This is a genomic window from Neptuniibacter sp. QD34_54, assembly GCF_047778055.1.
Taxonomy (GTDB): Bacteria; Pseudomonadota; Gammaproteobacteria; order Pseudomonadales; family Balneatricaceae; genus Neptuniibacter.
Genome location: NZ_CP180546.1, coordinates 434,731 through 450,730 on the forward strand (window position 1 = coordinate 434,731; position 16,000 = coordinate 450,730).

The 16,000-nt window shown below is 46.4% G+C and carries 13 protein-coding genes; 1 reads left to right on the forward strand and 12 read right to left on the reverse strand.

All coding sequences use genetic code 11. The features are described 5' to 3' along the window. Position 1 precedes the first annotated feature (1 nt). Together ACMXYP_RS01910 and ACMXYP_RS01915 are read right to left on the reverse strand one after the other, a co-directional pair. Positions 2-1,042 (reverse strand): methyltransferase, encoded by a 1,041-nt coding sequence (locus ACMXYP_RS01910; RefSeq protein ID WP_415883323.1) that lies wholly within the window; start codon positions 1,040-1,042, stop codon positions 2-4. Continuing rightward, positions 1,042-1,731 (reverse strand): pseudouridine synthase, encoded by a 690-nt coding sequence (locus tag ACMXYP_RS01915; RefSeq protein ID WP_415883324.1) that lies wholly within the window; start codon positions 1,729-1,731, stop codon positions 1,042-1,044. Before ACMXYP_RS01915 ends, ACMXYP_RS01910 begins: the two co-directional genes overlap by 1 nt. 126 nt (positions 1,732-1,857) lie before the next feature. On the opposite strand from ACMXYP_RS01915, the gene ACMXYP_RS01920 reads away from it, so the two are divergent. Beyond that, positions 1,858-2,694, forward strand: coding sequence for a 6-carboxytetrahydropterin synthase (locus tag ACMXYP_RS01920; RefSeq protein WP_415883325.1), 837 nt, complete (start codon positions 1,858-1,860; stop codon positions 2,692-2,694). Here the strand turns inward: ACMXYP_RS01920 and ACMXYP_RS01925 are convergent. From ACMXYP_RS01925 to dksA, 10 genes are all read right to left on the reverse strand, one after another. Then, positions 2,685-4,046 carry an SLC13 family permease gene (locus tag ACMXYP_RS01925; protein WP_415883326.1) on the reverse strand — a complete coding sequence of 454 codons (1,362 nt, stop codon included), beginning with the start codon at positions 4,044-4,046 and terminating at the stop codon, positions 2,685-2,687. The two genes, ACMXYP_RS01920 and ACMXYP_RS01925, sit on opposite strands and share 10 nt — an antisense overlap. Before the next feature lie 213 nt (positions 4,047-4,259). After that, positions 4,260-5,441 (reverse strand): acetyl-CoA C-acetyltransferase, encoded by a 1,182-nt coding sequence (locus ACMXYP_RS01930; RefSeq protein ID WP_415883327.1) that lies wholly within the window; start codon positions 5,439-5,441, stop codon positions 4,260-4,262. A 383-nt stretch (positions 5,442-5,824) separates the two neighbouring features. Next, positions 5,825-6,673 (reverse strand): pantoate--beta-alanine ligase, encoded by an 849-nt coding sequence (panC, locus tag ACMXYP_RS01935; RefSeq protein WP_415883328.1) that lies wholly within the window; start codon positions 6,671-6,673, stop codon positions 5,825-5,827. A gap of 2 nt (positions 6,674-6,675) precedes the next feature. Further along, positions 6,676-7,470: a 3-methyl-2-oxobutanoate hydroxymethyltransferase gene (gene panB, locus ACMXYP_RS01940; protein WP_415883329.1), complete on the reverse strand. Its 795-nt coding sequence runs from the start codon at positions 7,468-7,470 to the stop codon at positions 6,676-6,678. Positions 7,471-7,510: 40 nt separating this feature from the next. After that, positions 7,511-7,996, reverse strand: coding sequence for a 2-amino-4-hydroxy-6-hydroxymethyldihydropteridine diphosphokinase (gene folK / locus ACMXYP_RS01945; protein WP_415883330.1), 486 nt, complete (start codon positions 7,994-7,996; stop codon positions 7,511-7,513). Beyond that, entirely contained in the window at positions 7,993-9,414 is a 1,422-nt protein-coding gene (gene pcnB, locus ACMXYP_RS01950; RefSeq protein WP_415883331.1) for a polynucleotide adenylyltransferase PcnB, read from the reverse strand. Before pcnB ends, folK begins: the two co-directional genes overlap by 4 nt. 590 nt (positions 9,415-10,004) lie before the next feature. Next, entirely contained in the window at positions 10,005-11,390 is a 1,386-nt protein-coding gene (locus tag ACMXYP_RS01955; RefSeq protein WP_415884633.1) for a sigma-54-dependent transcriptional regulator, read from the reverse strand. Positions 11,391-11,412: 22 nt separating this feature from the next. Then, a complete protein-coding gene (locus tag ACMXYP_RS01960; RefSeq protein WP_415883332.1) occupies positions 11,413-14,340 on the reverse strand; it encodes a sensor histidine kinase in 2,928 nt (975 codons plus the stop codon). Positions 14,341-14,504: 164 nt separating this feature from the next. Continuing rightward, positions 14,505-15,389 (reverse strand): tRNA glutamyl-Q(34) synthetase GluQRS, encoded by an 885-nt coding sequence (gene gluQRS / locus ACMXYP_RS01965; RefSeq protein ID WP_415883333.1) that lies wholly within the window; start codon positions 15,387-15,389, stop codon positions 14,505-14,507. Positions 15,390-15,438: 49 nt separating this feature from the next. Further along, a complete protein-coding gene (gene dksA, locus ACMXYP_RS01970; protein ID WP_415883334.1) occupies positions 15,439-15,867 on the reverse strand; it encodes an RNA polymerase-binding protein DksA in 429 nt (142 codons plus the stop codon). Positions 15,868-16,000: the final 133 nt, after the last annotated feature.

The following is a 16,000-nucleotide window of genomic DNA, read 5'->3' on the forward strand; positions in this document are numbered from 1 at the left end:
TTTATGTCTTGTGAGTAAGCCTGATCAGCTTAAAGTTGCCGTTAGAGGCAATACATTCAGCCTGATGGAAGAACTGCTTAGCTTTTCGCTCTAGTGGGATATGCATATTGGTAACAAAGCAGGCGACCCCACGGCCATTCAAACGGTCATGAGCCGCTTTTAGAAAACGGTCTGTCAGGTCTCCGTCGACGGAAAATCCTGCATGGAAAGGGGGGTTGCAGAGGATTAGATCAAATTTCTCGGTAATACCCTCTGCACAACTCGCAGGTATGACTTTGCCGTTAATCGGATAACGGTTAAAGTTTCGCTCGCAGGCTTTTAAGGCGGCAGCGTTGTTATCGGTCGCTGTTACCGGGATATCTAAGTGGCTCAGATTCAAGGACAAGTAGCCATAACCGCAGCCTAGATCCAGAGCGTTTTTCGGCGGTTCTGGTAAGGTCATTAAGAAGCTATCGAGATGCTCGATCAGGTAGGCGCTACCGCGATCAATTTTATCCCAACCGAACACACCTGGTTTGCTGTAATACTCAAATATCTCGTCACTGGCAGTGACACGCAGCTGGTGGAAATCTTTAGCATCCAACAGGTCTTCACTCGAAGCGTTTACTTTAGTGAGTGTCGCGGACCAAGTGTTTTTATCGGCCTTGCTGGTTTCACCCTCTCCAAAAAGCTTTTTAGCTTTGCTGAAGTAGGTTTTGATCCCTTCACCTTTCTCACCGGCAATATAAAGTTTCCCTTCAGGTTTTAAGCAGCGGAAAGCTTCATTAATTAGGTGGTGTACCACCGGCTTTTCTTTGGATACTCGGTAGATCACAGAGTCCAAACTGTTATCTTCGATGATGCTTAGATCATAATCGGAGAAGAAAACCTTCCAACCTTGACGAAAAAGATGCTGTTCCAGATCAATTCGGTTGGTAATGGCGATAACGGCTTCATTAGCTGGGATATTGGCACTGAGCAAGTTTTCATCAGCGAGCCAAAGCGAACGACCGGAAGCGCGTTGGATATAAGGGGCGATTAGATTAAAGGCTGTATCACTCATTAGATGCTATTAATCTCTTCTTCTGTCAGAAAACGGTATTCGCCGGGTTCTAGGTATTCATCGAGCTCGATATTGCCGATACGTGCGCGGTGAAGCTCTTCTACTTTGTTGCCTATAGCCGCGAACATACGCTTAACTTGGTGATAGCGGCCTTCGGTAAGAATGACTTCGGCTTCATTACTGGCAATTAAGGTTAGCTCAGCGGGTTTAGTGCGCTCCTTATCATTGTGCAGCATTAAACCTTGCTTGAATTTCTCTACGGCATCTTCAGGAATTGGATCAGCCGTGGTTACTTGGTAGAGCTTGCCTGTTTTGTGCTTTGGCGAGGTGATTTTGTGAGCCCATTTACCATTACTGGTGATAAGCACTAAACCGGTTGTGTCCACATCTAGTCGGCCACAGATCGTTAGTTCCTCTGCCCGTGGTAGATCTATCAAGCTTAGAACCGTTGGGTGGGTACCGTCGTCATTGGAGCATACGCAGCCCAAAGGTTTATGCAGCATGATGTACTTATCACCTGGCGCATCTACAGGATAGCCACTTAGATAAACCTCATCGTCTTCACCCACATGCATGGATGGGTCGGTAACTTCAATATCGTTTACAACAACTTCACCCGCTTTCATAAAGCGGCGAACTTCTTTACGGGAAAAGCCGGAAGATTGTGCTAAGTATTTATCTAGGCGCATAAGGTAAGTCTATAACAAGCTTTAAAGTGCGTAGTATATCGGAACTGGCATTGTCCCTATAGCCTGCACCGTTTTTTAGTTGAAGGTTTTAAGCTACTATAGCGCCTTCAAATCAGGAGCCCTGCCGTGAAACTTTTTGTTGATAATCTGACCAATGTCGATTTTTCCTATTTACACCCTCAACGTGGGTTGATGGGGGAGTCGTGGCTTGTGCAGTTAGAGCTGGATGGCAGCTTAAATGACCAAGGCATGATCTGTGATTTTGGGATTGTGAAGAAGAAGGTTAAGCAGTGGTTTGATCTATGGGTAGATCATGCACTGGTGGTTCCTACGGGCATGCCACGTCTTAGTCATTCTACTCAAGACGGCTACACTGAGGTCGAGTGGCTTTATGCGGATGGTGAAAGCTTTTATTGCCGTTCCCCTGAGCCTGCAATCTGCCTAGTAGGTATGCCTGAGATCACAGAGAAGACTTTGGCTGAGTGGTGTCGGGATAAGCTTTTAGAACTTTTCCCAAATGAAGTAAAAGGGCTAAAGATCTCCTTTGTTCCAGAGAAAATCGACGGCGCTTTCTATCACTACAGCCATGGTTTGCAGAAGCATGATGGCAACTGTCAGCGTATTGCGCATGGTCATCGTTCTAAGATCGAAATCTATATCAATGATCAGCGTGAACTCAATCTTGAACAAGAGTGGGCTGAACGTTTCACTGATATCTATATAGGTTCGGAATCTCATCTAATTGAACAGTGTGAGAGCCGTCATCATTACGCTTACACAGCGCCGCAGGGTGACTTTGCAATAAGCCTACCTACATCGGTTTGTTACTTAATCGATACGGACAGCACGGTTGAATTGATCGCAGATCATCTGGCCAAGCAGATCAAGCAAGCTTATCCAAATGATAAGGTATTGGTACGTGCTTACGAAGGTGTAGGCAAAGGTGCAATTGTTCAGTTGTAGTCGAGTATTAAGTACAGCGCAGAACTGATCAATACGACGCAAAGTAAATTGAGGAACAGTCCTGTGCGCATCATCTTTTTTTGTGGCACATAACCAGTACCAAATACAATTGCATTTGGAGGTGTAGCTACAGGAAGCATAAATGCACAGGAAGCGCTGATAGCAATAGCGATGGCCAAGGTCTCTTCTGGAAAGCCTAATTCTGCAGCTATCGAGATGAAAATCGGCACCATTAAAGCTGTACTGGCAGTGTTACTTGCCATTTCGGTAAGAAAAATTATAAAGGTACAGATCAAAGCCAAAAAGATGAAAAAACTGGCTTGGCTTAGTAATAAGCTGAGTTGTTCAGCAAGAAAAGCACTAGCACCACTACTTTTCAGAATAGCGCTTAGCGTTATACCGCCTCCAAATAAGATCAATACCCCCCAATCGGTCGTCGTTTCTATATCTTTCCAGCTTACGAGTTTTAACCCCCCTAAAAGCAATACGGCAAGAATAGCTACCATGCTATCGAAGTTTTTATCTATTCCGAGAAATGTTGAAAACTGTTTACTAAACAACCATAGAACCACGGTTAGTAAAAATACGGTAATGACTGCATAGCGTTCGGGGGTTAAGGAGAAGTGTTGTTGTTCTAAAACAAAGTGTTGCTTTAATTCCGGTCTAAGAAGAATGAAGAGAAACGCGATCATAGCGGGTAGTAGGATAATAACCATTGGCATTCCAATCTTGATCCAATCAGCAAAACCTAACCCAATCTCAGCAGCAGCAATCGCATTAGGTGGGCTTCCTACTAACGTGCCTATGCCTCCAATGTTTGCTGAATAAGCAATTCCTAGCAAAATAAAAAAATAGATCTTAGGATTCTCCTTAATATCGAAACGGGAAAGGATGCCTAGTGCAAGGGGAAGCATCATAGCGGTGGTCGCGGTATTGGATATCCACATGGAGATAAAGGCTGTAAGAATAAAAAGCGCCAAACAGGCATAAAGAACGTGCCCCTTCGTTAGATGCAAAACATAGTTGGCAAGAGCGCGATCGATATCGTGTTTATGCAGAGCAGCAGCTAGTGAAAAGCCTCCTAGAAAGAGAAAGATAATTGGATGTGCAAAGTTGGAGAGTGCTTGCTTAACATCTAGGAGGTTGAGTAAAACGGCAAGTAAGGGTACTAACAACGCAGTAATTGTTATAGGGAGCGTTTCGCTGATCCAAAGAGCACCGATAAAGAAGAGTATGGCTAAGCCTTGTGCTGTTTGCTGGTCACAAATAGAGAAGTTCGGAAGACCAAGAAGGATTATGAGGGATAGAATTAGAATATAAAAAAATCGCAATAGAGTATGGGGAGTTACCATTGATATTTTCCCAGTCAAAGAGCTAGCGATAAGAACTGTTTATCAGAATAACCCTCTTTGCTGAGAAGAAGTAGTCTGAGAATTTAACAGTTTGAACTACGACCGGAGGATTTTGTTCAGTTATCTCTTTTTATGATGGTTTCAGAAAGAAAAAAACCGCAGCCGAAGCTGCGGTTTAAAGAGTAGGACGGTGTAACTAGACTTAAGTCTAGCTTAGTCTCGCTCAACTGCCAGTGCAGTACCCATACCACCACCAATACATAGTGTCGCTAGGCCTTTCTTCGCGTCACGCTTGTTCATTTCGTGAACTAGGCTTACGAATACACGGCAGCCAGAAGCGCCGATTGGGTGACCTAAAGCGATAGCACCACCGTTAACGTTAACGATGTCAGTGTTCCAGCCAAGATCTTTGTTTACAGACATTGCTTGAGCAGCGAATGCTTCGTTCGCTTCAACTAGTTCTAGATCATCTACAGACCAGCCAGCTTTTTCTAGTGCTTTCTGAGTCGCAGTGATTGGGCCTGTACCCATGATAGATGGATCAATACCAGAGTTAGCGTACGCTTTGATGCGGGCTAGTACTGGAAGACCTAGTTCTTTCGCTTTCTCTTCAGAACAAACGATTACTGCAGCAGCACCATCGTTGATAGTAGAAGCGTTACCTGCAGTTACAGAACCGTCTTTTTTGAATGCTGGACGTAGTTTACCTAGCGCTTCTGCCGTGCAACCGAAACGTGGCTGCTCGTCAGTGTCAAATACGATTGGATCGCCTTTACGCTGAGGAATTGTTACTGGGATGATCTCATCTTTAAAGCGACCGCCTGTTACAGCAGCTTCTGCTTTGTTCTGAGATGCAGCAGCAAATGCATCTTGCTCTTCACGTGTGAAGCCGTATTTTTCAACGATGTTCTCAGTAGTGATACCCATGTGGTAATCGTTGAATGCGTCCCATAGACCGTCTTTGATCATTGTGTCGACCATTTTCCAGTCGCCCATGCGAGCACCGTTACGAGAGTTTGGAACAACGTGAGGAGAAGAGCTCATGTTTTCCTGGCCACCAGCGATGATGATGTCTGCATCGCCACAACGGATTGCTTGTGTAGCCATTTGAATAGCTTTAAGACCTGAACCACAAACTTTGTTGATAGTTAGTGCAGGAACTTGAATTGGCAGGCCGCCATTAAGCGTCGCCTGACGGGCAGGGTTCTGGCCACAGCCAGCCGTCAAAACCTGACCCATGATTACTTCGTCAACTTTTGCAGGGTCCAGATCGATCTTCTCGATCAGGCCTTTGATAACTGTTGCACCTAGGTCAGATGCAGCAATTTTAGATAGGGAACCACCGAAAGTACCAACTGCGGTACGGCCCGCAGCTACAATTACAACGTCACGCATTCGAAATGCCTCTTAGCTTAGCTATGTACAAAGTTCGTTCTTCACGATGATGGTATGGCCAAATTTTTGGCCGATAGTATTCAGTGAAAAGCGGCGTTTATTCAGTGACCGTTGTGCCCTCTCTACTCATTTAGGGGCGGCCAAAATCCGTTTTTCTGAGCACTTATACAACCTTTATTGTTTTTATTGCAGTGCAAGAACTCATCGTCCTAGCAGTCTGCGCGACCGAGCCCCCGGTTGTCAAGCCACGAAAGTAGCGGGTTGTATAAGACTTACGATTGAAATAGCAAGTATTGCGCTGCAGCAATAATTGAGCGTTTAATTTAAAAATCTGAGGGATATCAGGGGGTTCCGAGTAGGTGTAACCCTACTCGGAAGAGGGGTTACAAATTAATTTGTAAATTGTCGATTAATCGGGCAGGGCCAAGGTAGGCAGCTGCTAGTACGACTAATTGGGAGTCTTCAGGTGTCGCAGGTTGTAGATCCTGGCTGCGACAGATAACCAAGTAATCGCGTTTGAAACCAGCGGTTTCTAAGCGCTGTTGAGCGCTTTCAATCAGCGAATCGAAGTCTTTATTACCTTCAATCAGAGCGGCTTCAATTTCGCGTAGCGAAGCGTTAAGCACGGTGGCTGTTTCCAGTTCCTGCTCTGATAGGTAACCATTGCGAGAGCTCAATGCTAGGCCCTGCTCATTGCGGGCAATAGGCGCACCTTGGATCTCTACAGGTAGGCTAAGATCTTCGGTCATTCGGCGAATAACCATCAACTGTTGGAAGTCTTTTTCGCCAAAGATCGCTACGTCTGGTTGAACCATACCAAACAGTTTAGCTACGACCGTCGCAACACCACGGAAGTGGCCTGGGCGAGTCGCGCCGCAATAAAGGTCTGAAATCTCTGGTACTTCAACCTGTGTCTGAGATTCACGTCCGTTCGGGTAAACCTCCGAATCGGTCGGTGCAAACAGGTAGTTGCAGCCGCGAGAATTCAGTTTCTCTTGATCAGCAGCGAGAGTACGTGGGTAATTATCTAGATCTTCCCCTGCACCAAATTGCAGAGGATTGACAAAGATCGATGAAACGACAATATCGCTATTCGCTTTTGCCTGATCGATCAGTTGTAGGTGACCTTCATGCAGATTACCCATCGTTGGTACAAAGCCGATACGCTTGCCTGCTGCTCGCTCTTTATTGAGGGCTGCACGCAGATCAGCAATGGTATGTAGAGTGATCATGTTTATTCAAACTCATGCTCGGAAGCAGGGAAAGTACCGCTTTTAACGTCAGTCACGTATTGGCTGATCGCTTCTTCAATGCTATTGGCATCAGCCATAAAGTTTTTTACAAACTTAGGGCTGCGGCCTGGTGTTACGCCAAGCATGTCATGTAGAACCAGTACTTGAGCGTCTGTGTCAGAACCTGCGCCAATACCGATAACAGGCACATCCAGTGCGAGTGTGATCTCTTTGGCTAGGATAGATGGAACGCACTCAAGCAAAATCACGCTAGCGCCAGCATCCTGCAGCATAACGGCATCGTTAATCATCTGTTGTGCCGTTTCTTTATCGCGACCTTGGACTCGATAACCGCCGAGCTTATTCACAGTTTGAGGTGTCAGGCCAAGGTGAACGCAAACAGGGATGCCACGTTCAGCTAGCATAGATACAGTTTCTGCAAGCCATGCACCACCTTCCAATTTCACCATGTTTGCACCCGCCTGCATAAGCGCAGCGGAGTTATCCATAGCAAGTTCTGGAGTGGAATAGCTCATGAAAGGTAGGTCGGCCATGATAAGGCTTCCCTGATTACCTTTGGCGACAGCTTGAGTGTGGTAAGCCATCTCTTCAACAGTTACGGGTAGAGTACTGTCATTGCCTTGAAGCACCATGCCCAATGAATCGCCTACCAGAATTACTTCTGTGCCAGCAGAGCTAACAACATGCGAGAAACAAGCGTCATAAGCGGTAAGTACCGCGAACTTTTCGCCCGCTTTCTTCATTGAGGACAACGTGTGCAGAGTAATATTGCTCATGGAATGATCTTCCTGTTATTACGCGTTGGCGCGATTATACCTATATCTTTGTCAGGCTGCCCATAGGGCATGCAACTAATAGGGAAGACAAAGTTACATCATTAGGCATGATTAAATCGGGTGCGATATCGGCCAGAGGGTATAGAACAAAGCTGCGCTCGTGCATAAATGCGTGTGGTACGCAGAGACGTTCGGTGTTGATTTGGCTATTACCGTATAGAAGCAGGTCGAGGTCGAGGGTTCTTGGTCCCCAGTGTCGCTCGCGGACTCTCTGGTGTTTCTGCTCAAGCCCCTGAAGCTGATCCAGCAGTGCATGGGCTTCTAGGGTCGTTTCTATCTCTGCAACGGCATTGACAAAGTCTGGCTGATCTTGAGGGCCAACCGGTGCAGAACGGTATATGGGTGATGCTTTGACTAAGCGGCAGTTTACCAGTTCTGCCAGCTCAGAAAATGCTTGTTCAACATGCTGAAGAGGGTTGTCGAGATTACTGCCCAACCCTATGTAACAACGAACCGCAGTCGTCATTGCGATGACTCTTGGCGGGACTTGTTTGAATTAGAACGGCGACGACGTGGTTTACGAGGCTTATCACCTTTACCTAAGCTTTTCACCATGCTGTTTTTGCTTGGCTCATTAGCGTTCTGGAAGTCAGTCCACCACTGGCTTAGTCCACCTAGATCTTCACCACTGTTTTCACGCAGTAGAAGTAGATCATACGCAGCTCTAAAGCGCGGTTGTTCCATCAAGCGTGCTGCACGGTTGCCTTGGCGGCGTGGCAGACGCAGTTGCATCTCCCAAATCTCACGGATTGGGGTAGAGAAACGACGCGGTATAGCGGTTGAACGAACCTGTTCTGCAAGTACCTGATTGGCTGCTTCATGTAGAGCCGGTACCGGTGGCATCTTGTTCTCTTTCATCAACTGTTGCATACGTAGCTGAGTTGGGTACCACAAGATAGCTGCAAATAAGAACGCCGGTGTAACGCTCTTACGCTGTGCCAGACGGCGATCAGTATTTTTTAGTGCGTTCTCGATCAAGCGTTCCAGAGGCACATTCAGATTGTCACTTTGTAACAGTTTCTGAACCTGTGGAAATAGCGGCTCAAACAGATCTAAACGTTGTAGCTGTTTGTAAGATTCAATAGCGTGACCTGATTGCAGCAGTTTTAGCACTTCATCAAATAGACGTGCTGGCGCAATGCGTTTCAGCATTGGTGCTAAGGTGCGAATCGGCGCTTCTGATTGCTGTTCAATCGAGAAATCAAGCTTAGCGGCAAAACGAGCTGCACGTAGCATGCGTACAGGGTCTTCTTTATAACGATCTTCTGGGTCGCCGATCATGCGCAGAATACCTTTCTGCAGATCGTCATAACCATTGGCAAAATCGTAGACGCAGTGATCTTTCGGGCAGTAGTACAGCGCGTTTACAGTGAAGTCGCGACGTAGCGCATCATCTTCAATTGTGCCGTAAACATTGTCGCGTAGGATCATGCCGCTATCGCATTGTTTGCCTTGTTCGCCTTCAGCATTTTCAGCTTGGTTATCGTGGCTTGCGCGGAAGGTTGCGACTTCGATCAGGTCACGGCCAAAGCGGACATGAACCAGTTTAAAGCGGCGGCCGATCAGGCGGGCGCGGCGAAACAGATCTGCAGCTTCTTCTGGATGTGCATCTGTCGCTACGTCAAAATCTTTTGGTCTTTTCTTAAGCAGTAGGTCACGGATACATCCGCCAACTAAGTAGCCTTCGAAGCCTGCATCTTGGAGGCGGTAGGCAACTTTCAGGGCATTATCATCTAAATGACGGCGTGGAATCTTATGCTCATCTTCAGAGATCAACTTCTTTTCAACAGCAGTGATTAATTGCGTGTTTTCAGCAGAGTCATTAACGGACTCTGTACTGCTGCCAAATACTTTGCTCAATGCGTTACTGATGGTTTTAAGCAAGGTTGTGCCTACCTATGCGATTTATCTAGCCGGAAAGGGTAGTAATTGTACGGGTGTTCAGGCTTATATCAAATCTAAACAGTGCTTACTGCCCGAATTAAATGGGTGCGCAATCATACCACTGTTACACAGCAGATTGGGAAATTTAAAAGATAGAAGAAAAAGGGAAGGAGATGGGTAGCTGATCGCATCTCAGGCAACAACGGCTATTTCTCAGCTTGTTGTTTTTGTTCTAAGAGCAATATTAAGATCGTTACAGCTTCGCTACGATCAGCTTTCTTAAGCCTCATTATTATTTTTATTCGAGACAGGTACTTCTTTAATCTATTCCAGTTTTTATTTTTATTGGCGGTCTAGTTTAAGAAGTGTGCTTCTTTTTGTTGTCGCGCAGTATATTGCACGGCATGTGCCAGTTTTTATTAATCCTTATAAAACAATGGCTTATTTTTGATTGTTTGTTTTTTGATCTACTTTTGTAGCGGTTTTGTTACTGGGTGTTACGCTTTGGTACTAGTTGCTGGGTAGTACGGTAACACCTGAATTGTTACCGTAATGTTACTTAAATGTTACCCTTTAGACCTTGGTATAATCTATTTTTTCGACTTGCGAGGAATGCCAAGTTTTTGTCTGCGTTCCCATAAACACTTGCGGCTCACGCCGAGCTTCTTAGCCAGTTCTGTTTCGCTCAATTGATCCTGATTTTCTAAAACGAATCTTTGGAAGTAGTCGTCTAAAGATAGTTTAGATTGGTCTTCAGTCTGTACTGCTTGAGGAGTAGCCTGATTCATCGCGACAAACTGGCTTTCAATATCATCTAGAGAGCTTACTGGGATATCTAAGCCTAAAAGGTCAGTGGTAATGAATGGACCTTCTGCAAGAATAGTTGCACGCTCGATAGCATTTTCTAATTCACGAACATTGCCCGGCCAGCTGTATCTGCGCATCGTTTCAAGCGCATCATTGGCGAAACGTAAAGGCGCTGTTTCCATTCGCTGACAAACACGAGCCAGCATTTTTTCAGCTAACTCGATAATATCGTCGCCGCGTTCTCTTAATGGAGGAATGCGAAGCTCCATCACATAGAGTCTGTAGTAGAGGTCTTCACGAAACTCGTTCTGTTTTGCTAGCTCTTTTAGATTCCTATGGGTTGCAGCAATCAGGCGAACATCAACTTTCTTTGATTGCACAGATCCTACACGTCGGATCTCACCTTCTTGTAGGAAGCGTAACAAACGAGCTTGAGCCTCGAGCGGAAGCTCTCCGATTTCATCAAGAAATAGCGTACCGCCATCTGCAGCTTCAAGTAAGCCGCTGCGGCTGCTGCTAGCGCCGGTAAAGGCGCCTTTTTCGTGACCAAAAAGTTCTGACTCAATCAGGCTCTCTGGGATCGCGGCGCAGTTCACTGAGATCATTGGGATATTGGCGCGATTGCTCTGTTCGTGAATCGCGCGAGCTGCAAGTTCTTTACCTGTGCCTGACTCTCCCTGAATCAAAACAGTCGCTTGGGTGCGAGCAACTTTCTTAATGCGCTTATCGAGTTCCTGCATCGGTTGGCAGGAGCCAATGATATTAGTGCGGTTCTCGGCAGTTGCGGCATCATGTTCGGTAACGGGACTGTCAGATTCCGAACGAGAGGAAAGAATATGCTGCACCGAGCTGATCATCTCATCGTGATCAAAAGGCTTAGCAATATAGTCAACAGCACCGAGCTTCATCGCATCAACAGCGGAGCGTAAACTCGCATAACTGGTCATGATCAGTACAGGAACTGATTTCGCCAACGAAATCATGTCTGTGCCAGGTGCGCCCGGCAGACGAAGGTCGCTGATAATTAAGTTGAAGTCGCCAAGGTTGAAACGGCTGGTAGCTTCATCTACAGAAGCGGCGTCGTCGACTTGGAAATGGTTTTTCTCGAGTAGTCTGCGCAGTGCAGACCGGATTATTGTTTCATCTTCTACAATCAGAATTCGGCTCATCGGCTCTCTACCTCTCATCCCACTATCCTGCGCTGTCGGGATCTTCTGTCCACTTTAAGCGCGGGAGCGTTATTACCACTTGAGTGCCTTTGTTCTGCTTGTTGTTGGCTGGGCTTATAATTTCAATATTACCACAATGTTCTTCAATAATATTGTAAACCAAAGATAGACCCAAACCTGTACCCTGACCAGGGTCTTTTGTGGTAAAGAACGGTTCAAAGAGGCGTTCTTGGGATTCGGCTGATATACCGCTGCCTTCATCGGTTACTCGAAGCTCTACGGTTTCAATATTTTCATTGGCATGGAGCCAGATACGCCCACCTTCAGGTGAGGCATCGCTGGCATTTTGAATCAGGTTTACAAAGATTTGATGAAGTTGTTGTGGATCACCACTAACACGAAGCTCATCGGGTATCTGATTGATGTACTGTTGTTGCTTGCCATGGCTATCCAAAGACATTAGGTGAATAGCTTCTTCAGCACATTGCGCGAGAGATACCGGTACTTGCTCTCGTTCCGCTTCTGGGCGACCTGCATGTGCGAATCTGACAAGGGACTGAACGATACGGCTGATGCGTTTGGTTTGATCGACGATATGATCTCCGGTTTCAAGAATATAATCGTTATCTGTTTCTAGCTTCAGATTCTGTGCCAGACAAGCGATCCCCGTTACAGGGTTGCCAATCTCGTGGGCAACACCCGCAGCAAAGCGACCGATAGATGCAAGTCGTTCGTTATGGCCGAGCTTGTCCTGCATGATTTTAGTGTCGGTCTCGTCTTCTAGGAGCAACACCATGCCGATATCGCGACGCTCTTTAAGGATCGATTTATGCAAACTGAACCAATGAGTTTGTTCATTTAAGATCAGTTTTTGGCTCAACTTGTGATCGCTATCCGCGTGTGCGAACTCTTCTAAAATAGTGCTCCAAGTATCCGTATGGCTTTGTAGCGGCGTACCAATAATCTCTTCCGCTTTAATTTGGGTCAGACGCTCCATCTCAATATTCCAGAACAGTACTTGTCCAGAGGTATCGAGGGTACATACACCGACGGGGAGTTTTTGCAGTGTAAGACGGTGGTAACGGCGCATTTCATCAAGTTCGGCCGCAAGACCGGTCAAACGTTCTTGATAGTTTTCCAGCTGGTTTTCAATCAGGTGCGTATTACTGGCTTTGAAAGTAATTGGATCGGAAGGTTGATCCAAAGGCTCAAGTAAAGCAGCGGCTTCTATAGGCCCAAGTAAGCCTGAAAGGTTAGTTTCAAGGGTTGTACGAAGGCGTAACAGATCGATCGGACGCACAGTCTGCGATTGTATATTCAGACTCTCTAGTGCTTTTTGAACTTCGCGCTCTGCGGTTTTGCGGCCCAATCGGCTAGACAGTAGATCGGTAAAGTCATCGATTCTGGAAACGCGTAGGTGGTTGGAACTTGGCTTTTGCAACGCGTTCATCAAGCAGGATTGTGCGGCCCTACGCTCATCTTCTGATTGAGGGAAGATTAGAGAGACTACGGTCAGAAGAGCAGTGTTTAGCATCAGCGACAGAATCGCAATATGGTCCCAGTTATCTGTATCTAAATCGAAAGGTACCAATTCGCTGGCTGAACTATCTAGAAGCGGAACGAGCATGGTTAGCAGCCATATCCCCATGCCTGCGGATAAACCTATGAGTAGGCCCCAGCGGTTCGCTCTGGACCAGAACAGGGTGGATAGTAATCCCGGTAAGAACTGTAGGAAGGCAACTACAGCAACCACGCCCATCTGATGCAGGGCAAAGTCCGTACCTATCTGGCGATAGAAAAGATAGCTGGCAAGCAGCATCGCCATGATCAAACTACGTCTAAGCCATAATAGCCAGGCATAGAAGCGAGGGGTTTTCGGTTTTGGTACTAACGGCAGGATAACGTGGTTTTGAATCATCGAAGCCATAGCTACAGTTGCCACAATCATAATGCCGCTGGCTGCTGACAAACCGCCGATAAATGCCAATACCGTTAGCCAAGTAGAGTCTAAGAAAACACCCATGTTCAAAAGGATGAATTGCGCTTCACCGCCTACACCGAGTGCTTCGCCTGCCCAAAGGATAGGTGGAACTGCAGCTGCAAGCAAAAACAGAAACAGCGGCATCGCCCATGTAGCTTTATAGAGTGTTTCGTCAGAGGAATTTTCGGTAAACAGCATGTGGAACATATGCGGCATCACAATAGCTGCGGTGAAAAATGCCAGTAGTAAGGTTCGCCAAGCATCGCTGTCTACAGGTGCTTCCAAGCGCTTGATCGATTCTGGATGGCTGGTGATAAAGTCATTCACCCCTTCTACTCCACCTAAGACGCCAAAGATTGCAAAGCCAGCAATCACCAGAAGTGCGATTAGTTTAATCAGTGACTCAACTGCCATGGCCACCATGAGGCCTTGATGGGTTGTACGTAAAGAGGCGTGACGTGCACCGAATAAAATCGAAAAGAGGGCGATAACAAAGCAAAAGCCTAAGCCGATTTGGTCAACACTGAATTGGTCATTTAGCAGATACAGAGCATCGGTCACCGCTTGTATCTGAATTGAGAGCATAGGGAGTGTGGCGATGACGGTGAGTATAGCTGTAATAGTACCAACCGCCCCGCTGCGAAAGCGAAAGGCGAGTAGGTCGGGTAGCGAGCTAAGTTGGTATGTCCTCGATATTCTGAGAATAGGAATCAGCAGTACTGGACCTAAGATAAAGGTGACTACAGCACCCAGATAGGAAGCTAAAAAGCTATATCCCGATTCTTGCGCCAGTCCAAAGGCGCCATAGAACGTCCATACGCTGGCATATACCCCAATAGAAAGTACATGGGTAAATGGATGGTGCACCAACTGCTTGGGTAATAGTCCTCTCTCGGTAAGGTAGGCCGTACCAAAGAGAAAGAGCAGATAAGCCACTCCGATCAGGATGAGTAATGGAAGACTATACATCCCTCGGCCTCCGCTCGATCAGAAATGCTAACAAGATAATAAGAAACCAAGCAACGTAAGGAAGATACCAAGGTGTTGTCAGGCTCTGCCAGCTATCAATAATGAGGGGTAATACCATGTATAAACCGGGTATCAATAAAAGTAGGACTCGGTGGAAATACATCTTACGACTCGTTTAATAGCGGCTTACTGAGTGTTGGTTTTATTTTACGTATATCCCAGTTAGCAATTGCCCACTCCAGTAGTTCATCTCTACTTGCGTATAGCAGTTCTCGTGGCGGTTCTTGATCCAGAAATTGCAATGCTTTAAACAAAACTGGAATGGGATCGGTGGTTTCTAGTGCCGGAGCAAAGGTTTGCTTACTCAGCTTTTGACCTTCGGCGTTGGCCGCGACAGGAATATGTGCATAAGCAGGTGTTGGATAGCCTAACAGCTGTTGTAGATGAATCTGTTTAGCCGTTTCATCTAGTAGGTCTGAGCCGCGTACAATATGGGTAATGCCTTGCAGATAATCGTCGATAGTCACGGCGAGTTGGTAAGAGTAAAAACCATCACGGCGGAATACAACAAAGTCGCCCGTACTACTTAAATTATAGGCATGGGGGCCTTGGATAATATCGCGAAAACTAATGAGCGTACCGTTGCTGTTGATACGAATGGCAACGTTGTCATCTTGCGCCGGAGGGTGCATCAAACAATGTTGGTCATACACCAAATTATCGCAGCGGCTTAGGATCTCTTTACGTGAACAGGAGCAGGGGTAAGCGTGATGAGCTTCGAGTAGTTCCTGCAGTACCGGCGCATAGAGTTCAAGACGTTCGCTTTGAAAGCTGAGTTCACCATCCCAATAAAGACCGTAACTTTCCAGTAACAGTGGAAATTGTTCTTTGACGTCTGGCTGTTCGCGAGGAGGATCTAAATCTTCGATGCGTAAAAGCCATTCACCCTCATGGGCACGTGCATCCAAAAAACTGGCGAGTGCAGCAAGGAGTGAACCAAAATGTAATGGCCCAGTAGGGGATGGGGCAAATCGGCCGATATAGGTCACGATAAATACTTAAAGCTAAGCCAGTTATATAAACTGGCTTAGTTTAGATTTAGCCGCCGACTTGTTTTTCTTTGATCTCCGCCAGCGTTTTGCAATCGATACACAAAGACGCTGTAGGTCGAGCTTCGAGACGACGAACGCCAATTTCGATACCGCAAGCATCGCAATAGCCGTATTCATCTTCGTCGATCAGCTCAAGCGATTCATTGATCTTTTTGATCAATTTACGTTCGCGGTCACGAGTACGTAGCTCAAGGCTGAATTCTTCTTCCTGGCTAGCTCGATCGCTTGGATCTGCAAAATTTGAAGGCTCTTCGCGCAGGTGGTGGATAGTGCTATCCACTTCTTCCATCAGTTCTTGTTTCCAAGCACCTAGGATTGCACGGAAGTGATCCTTCTGTTTCTCATTCATGTATTCCTCACCCTCAACTAGCGGATAAGGATCAATATGTGTGAAAGATTCGCTCTTGTTTGGCATAAGCGCTGCCTCACTCTCTTTCTTTCGTAAGCCACCTTAAGGGTGACTTCACTTGCCTGTGTTTAGTTATGCAATAAATACATTGATTTAGCATAGAAGGCAGGCAAATTACCAGATGCCTCGCCGTTTCGCT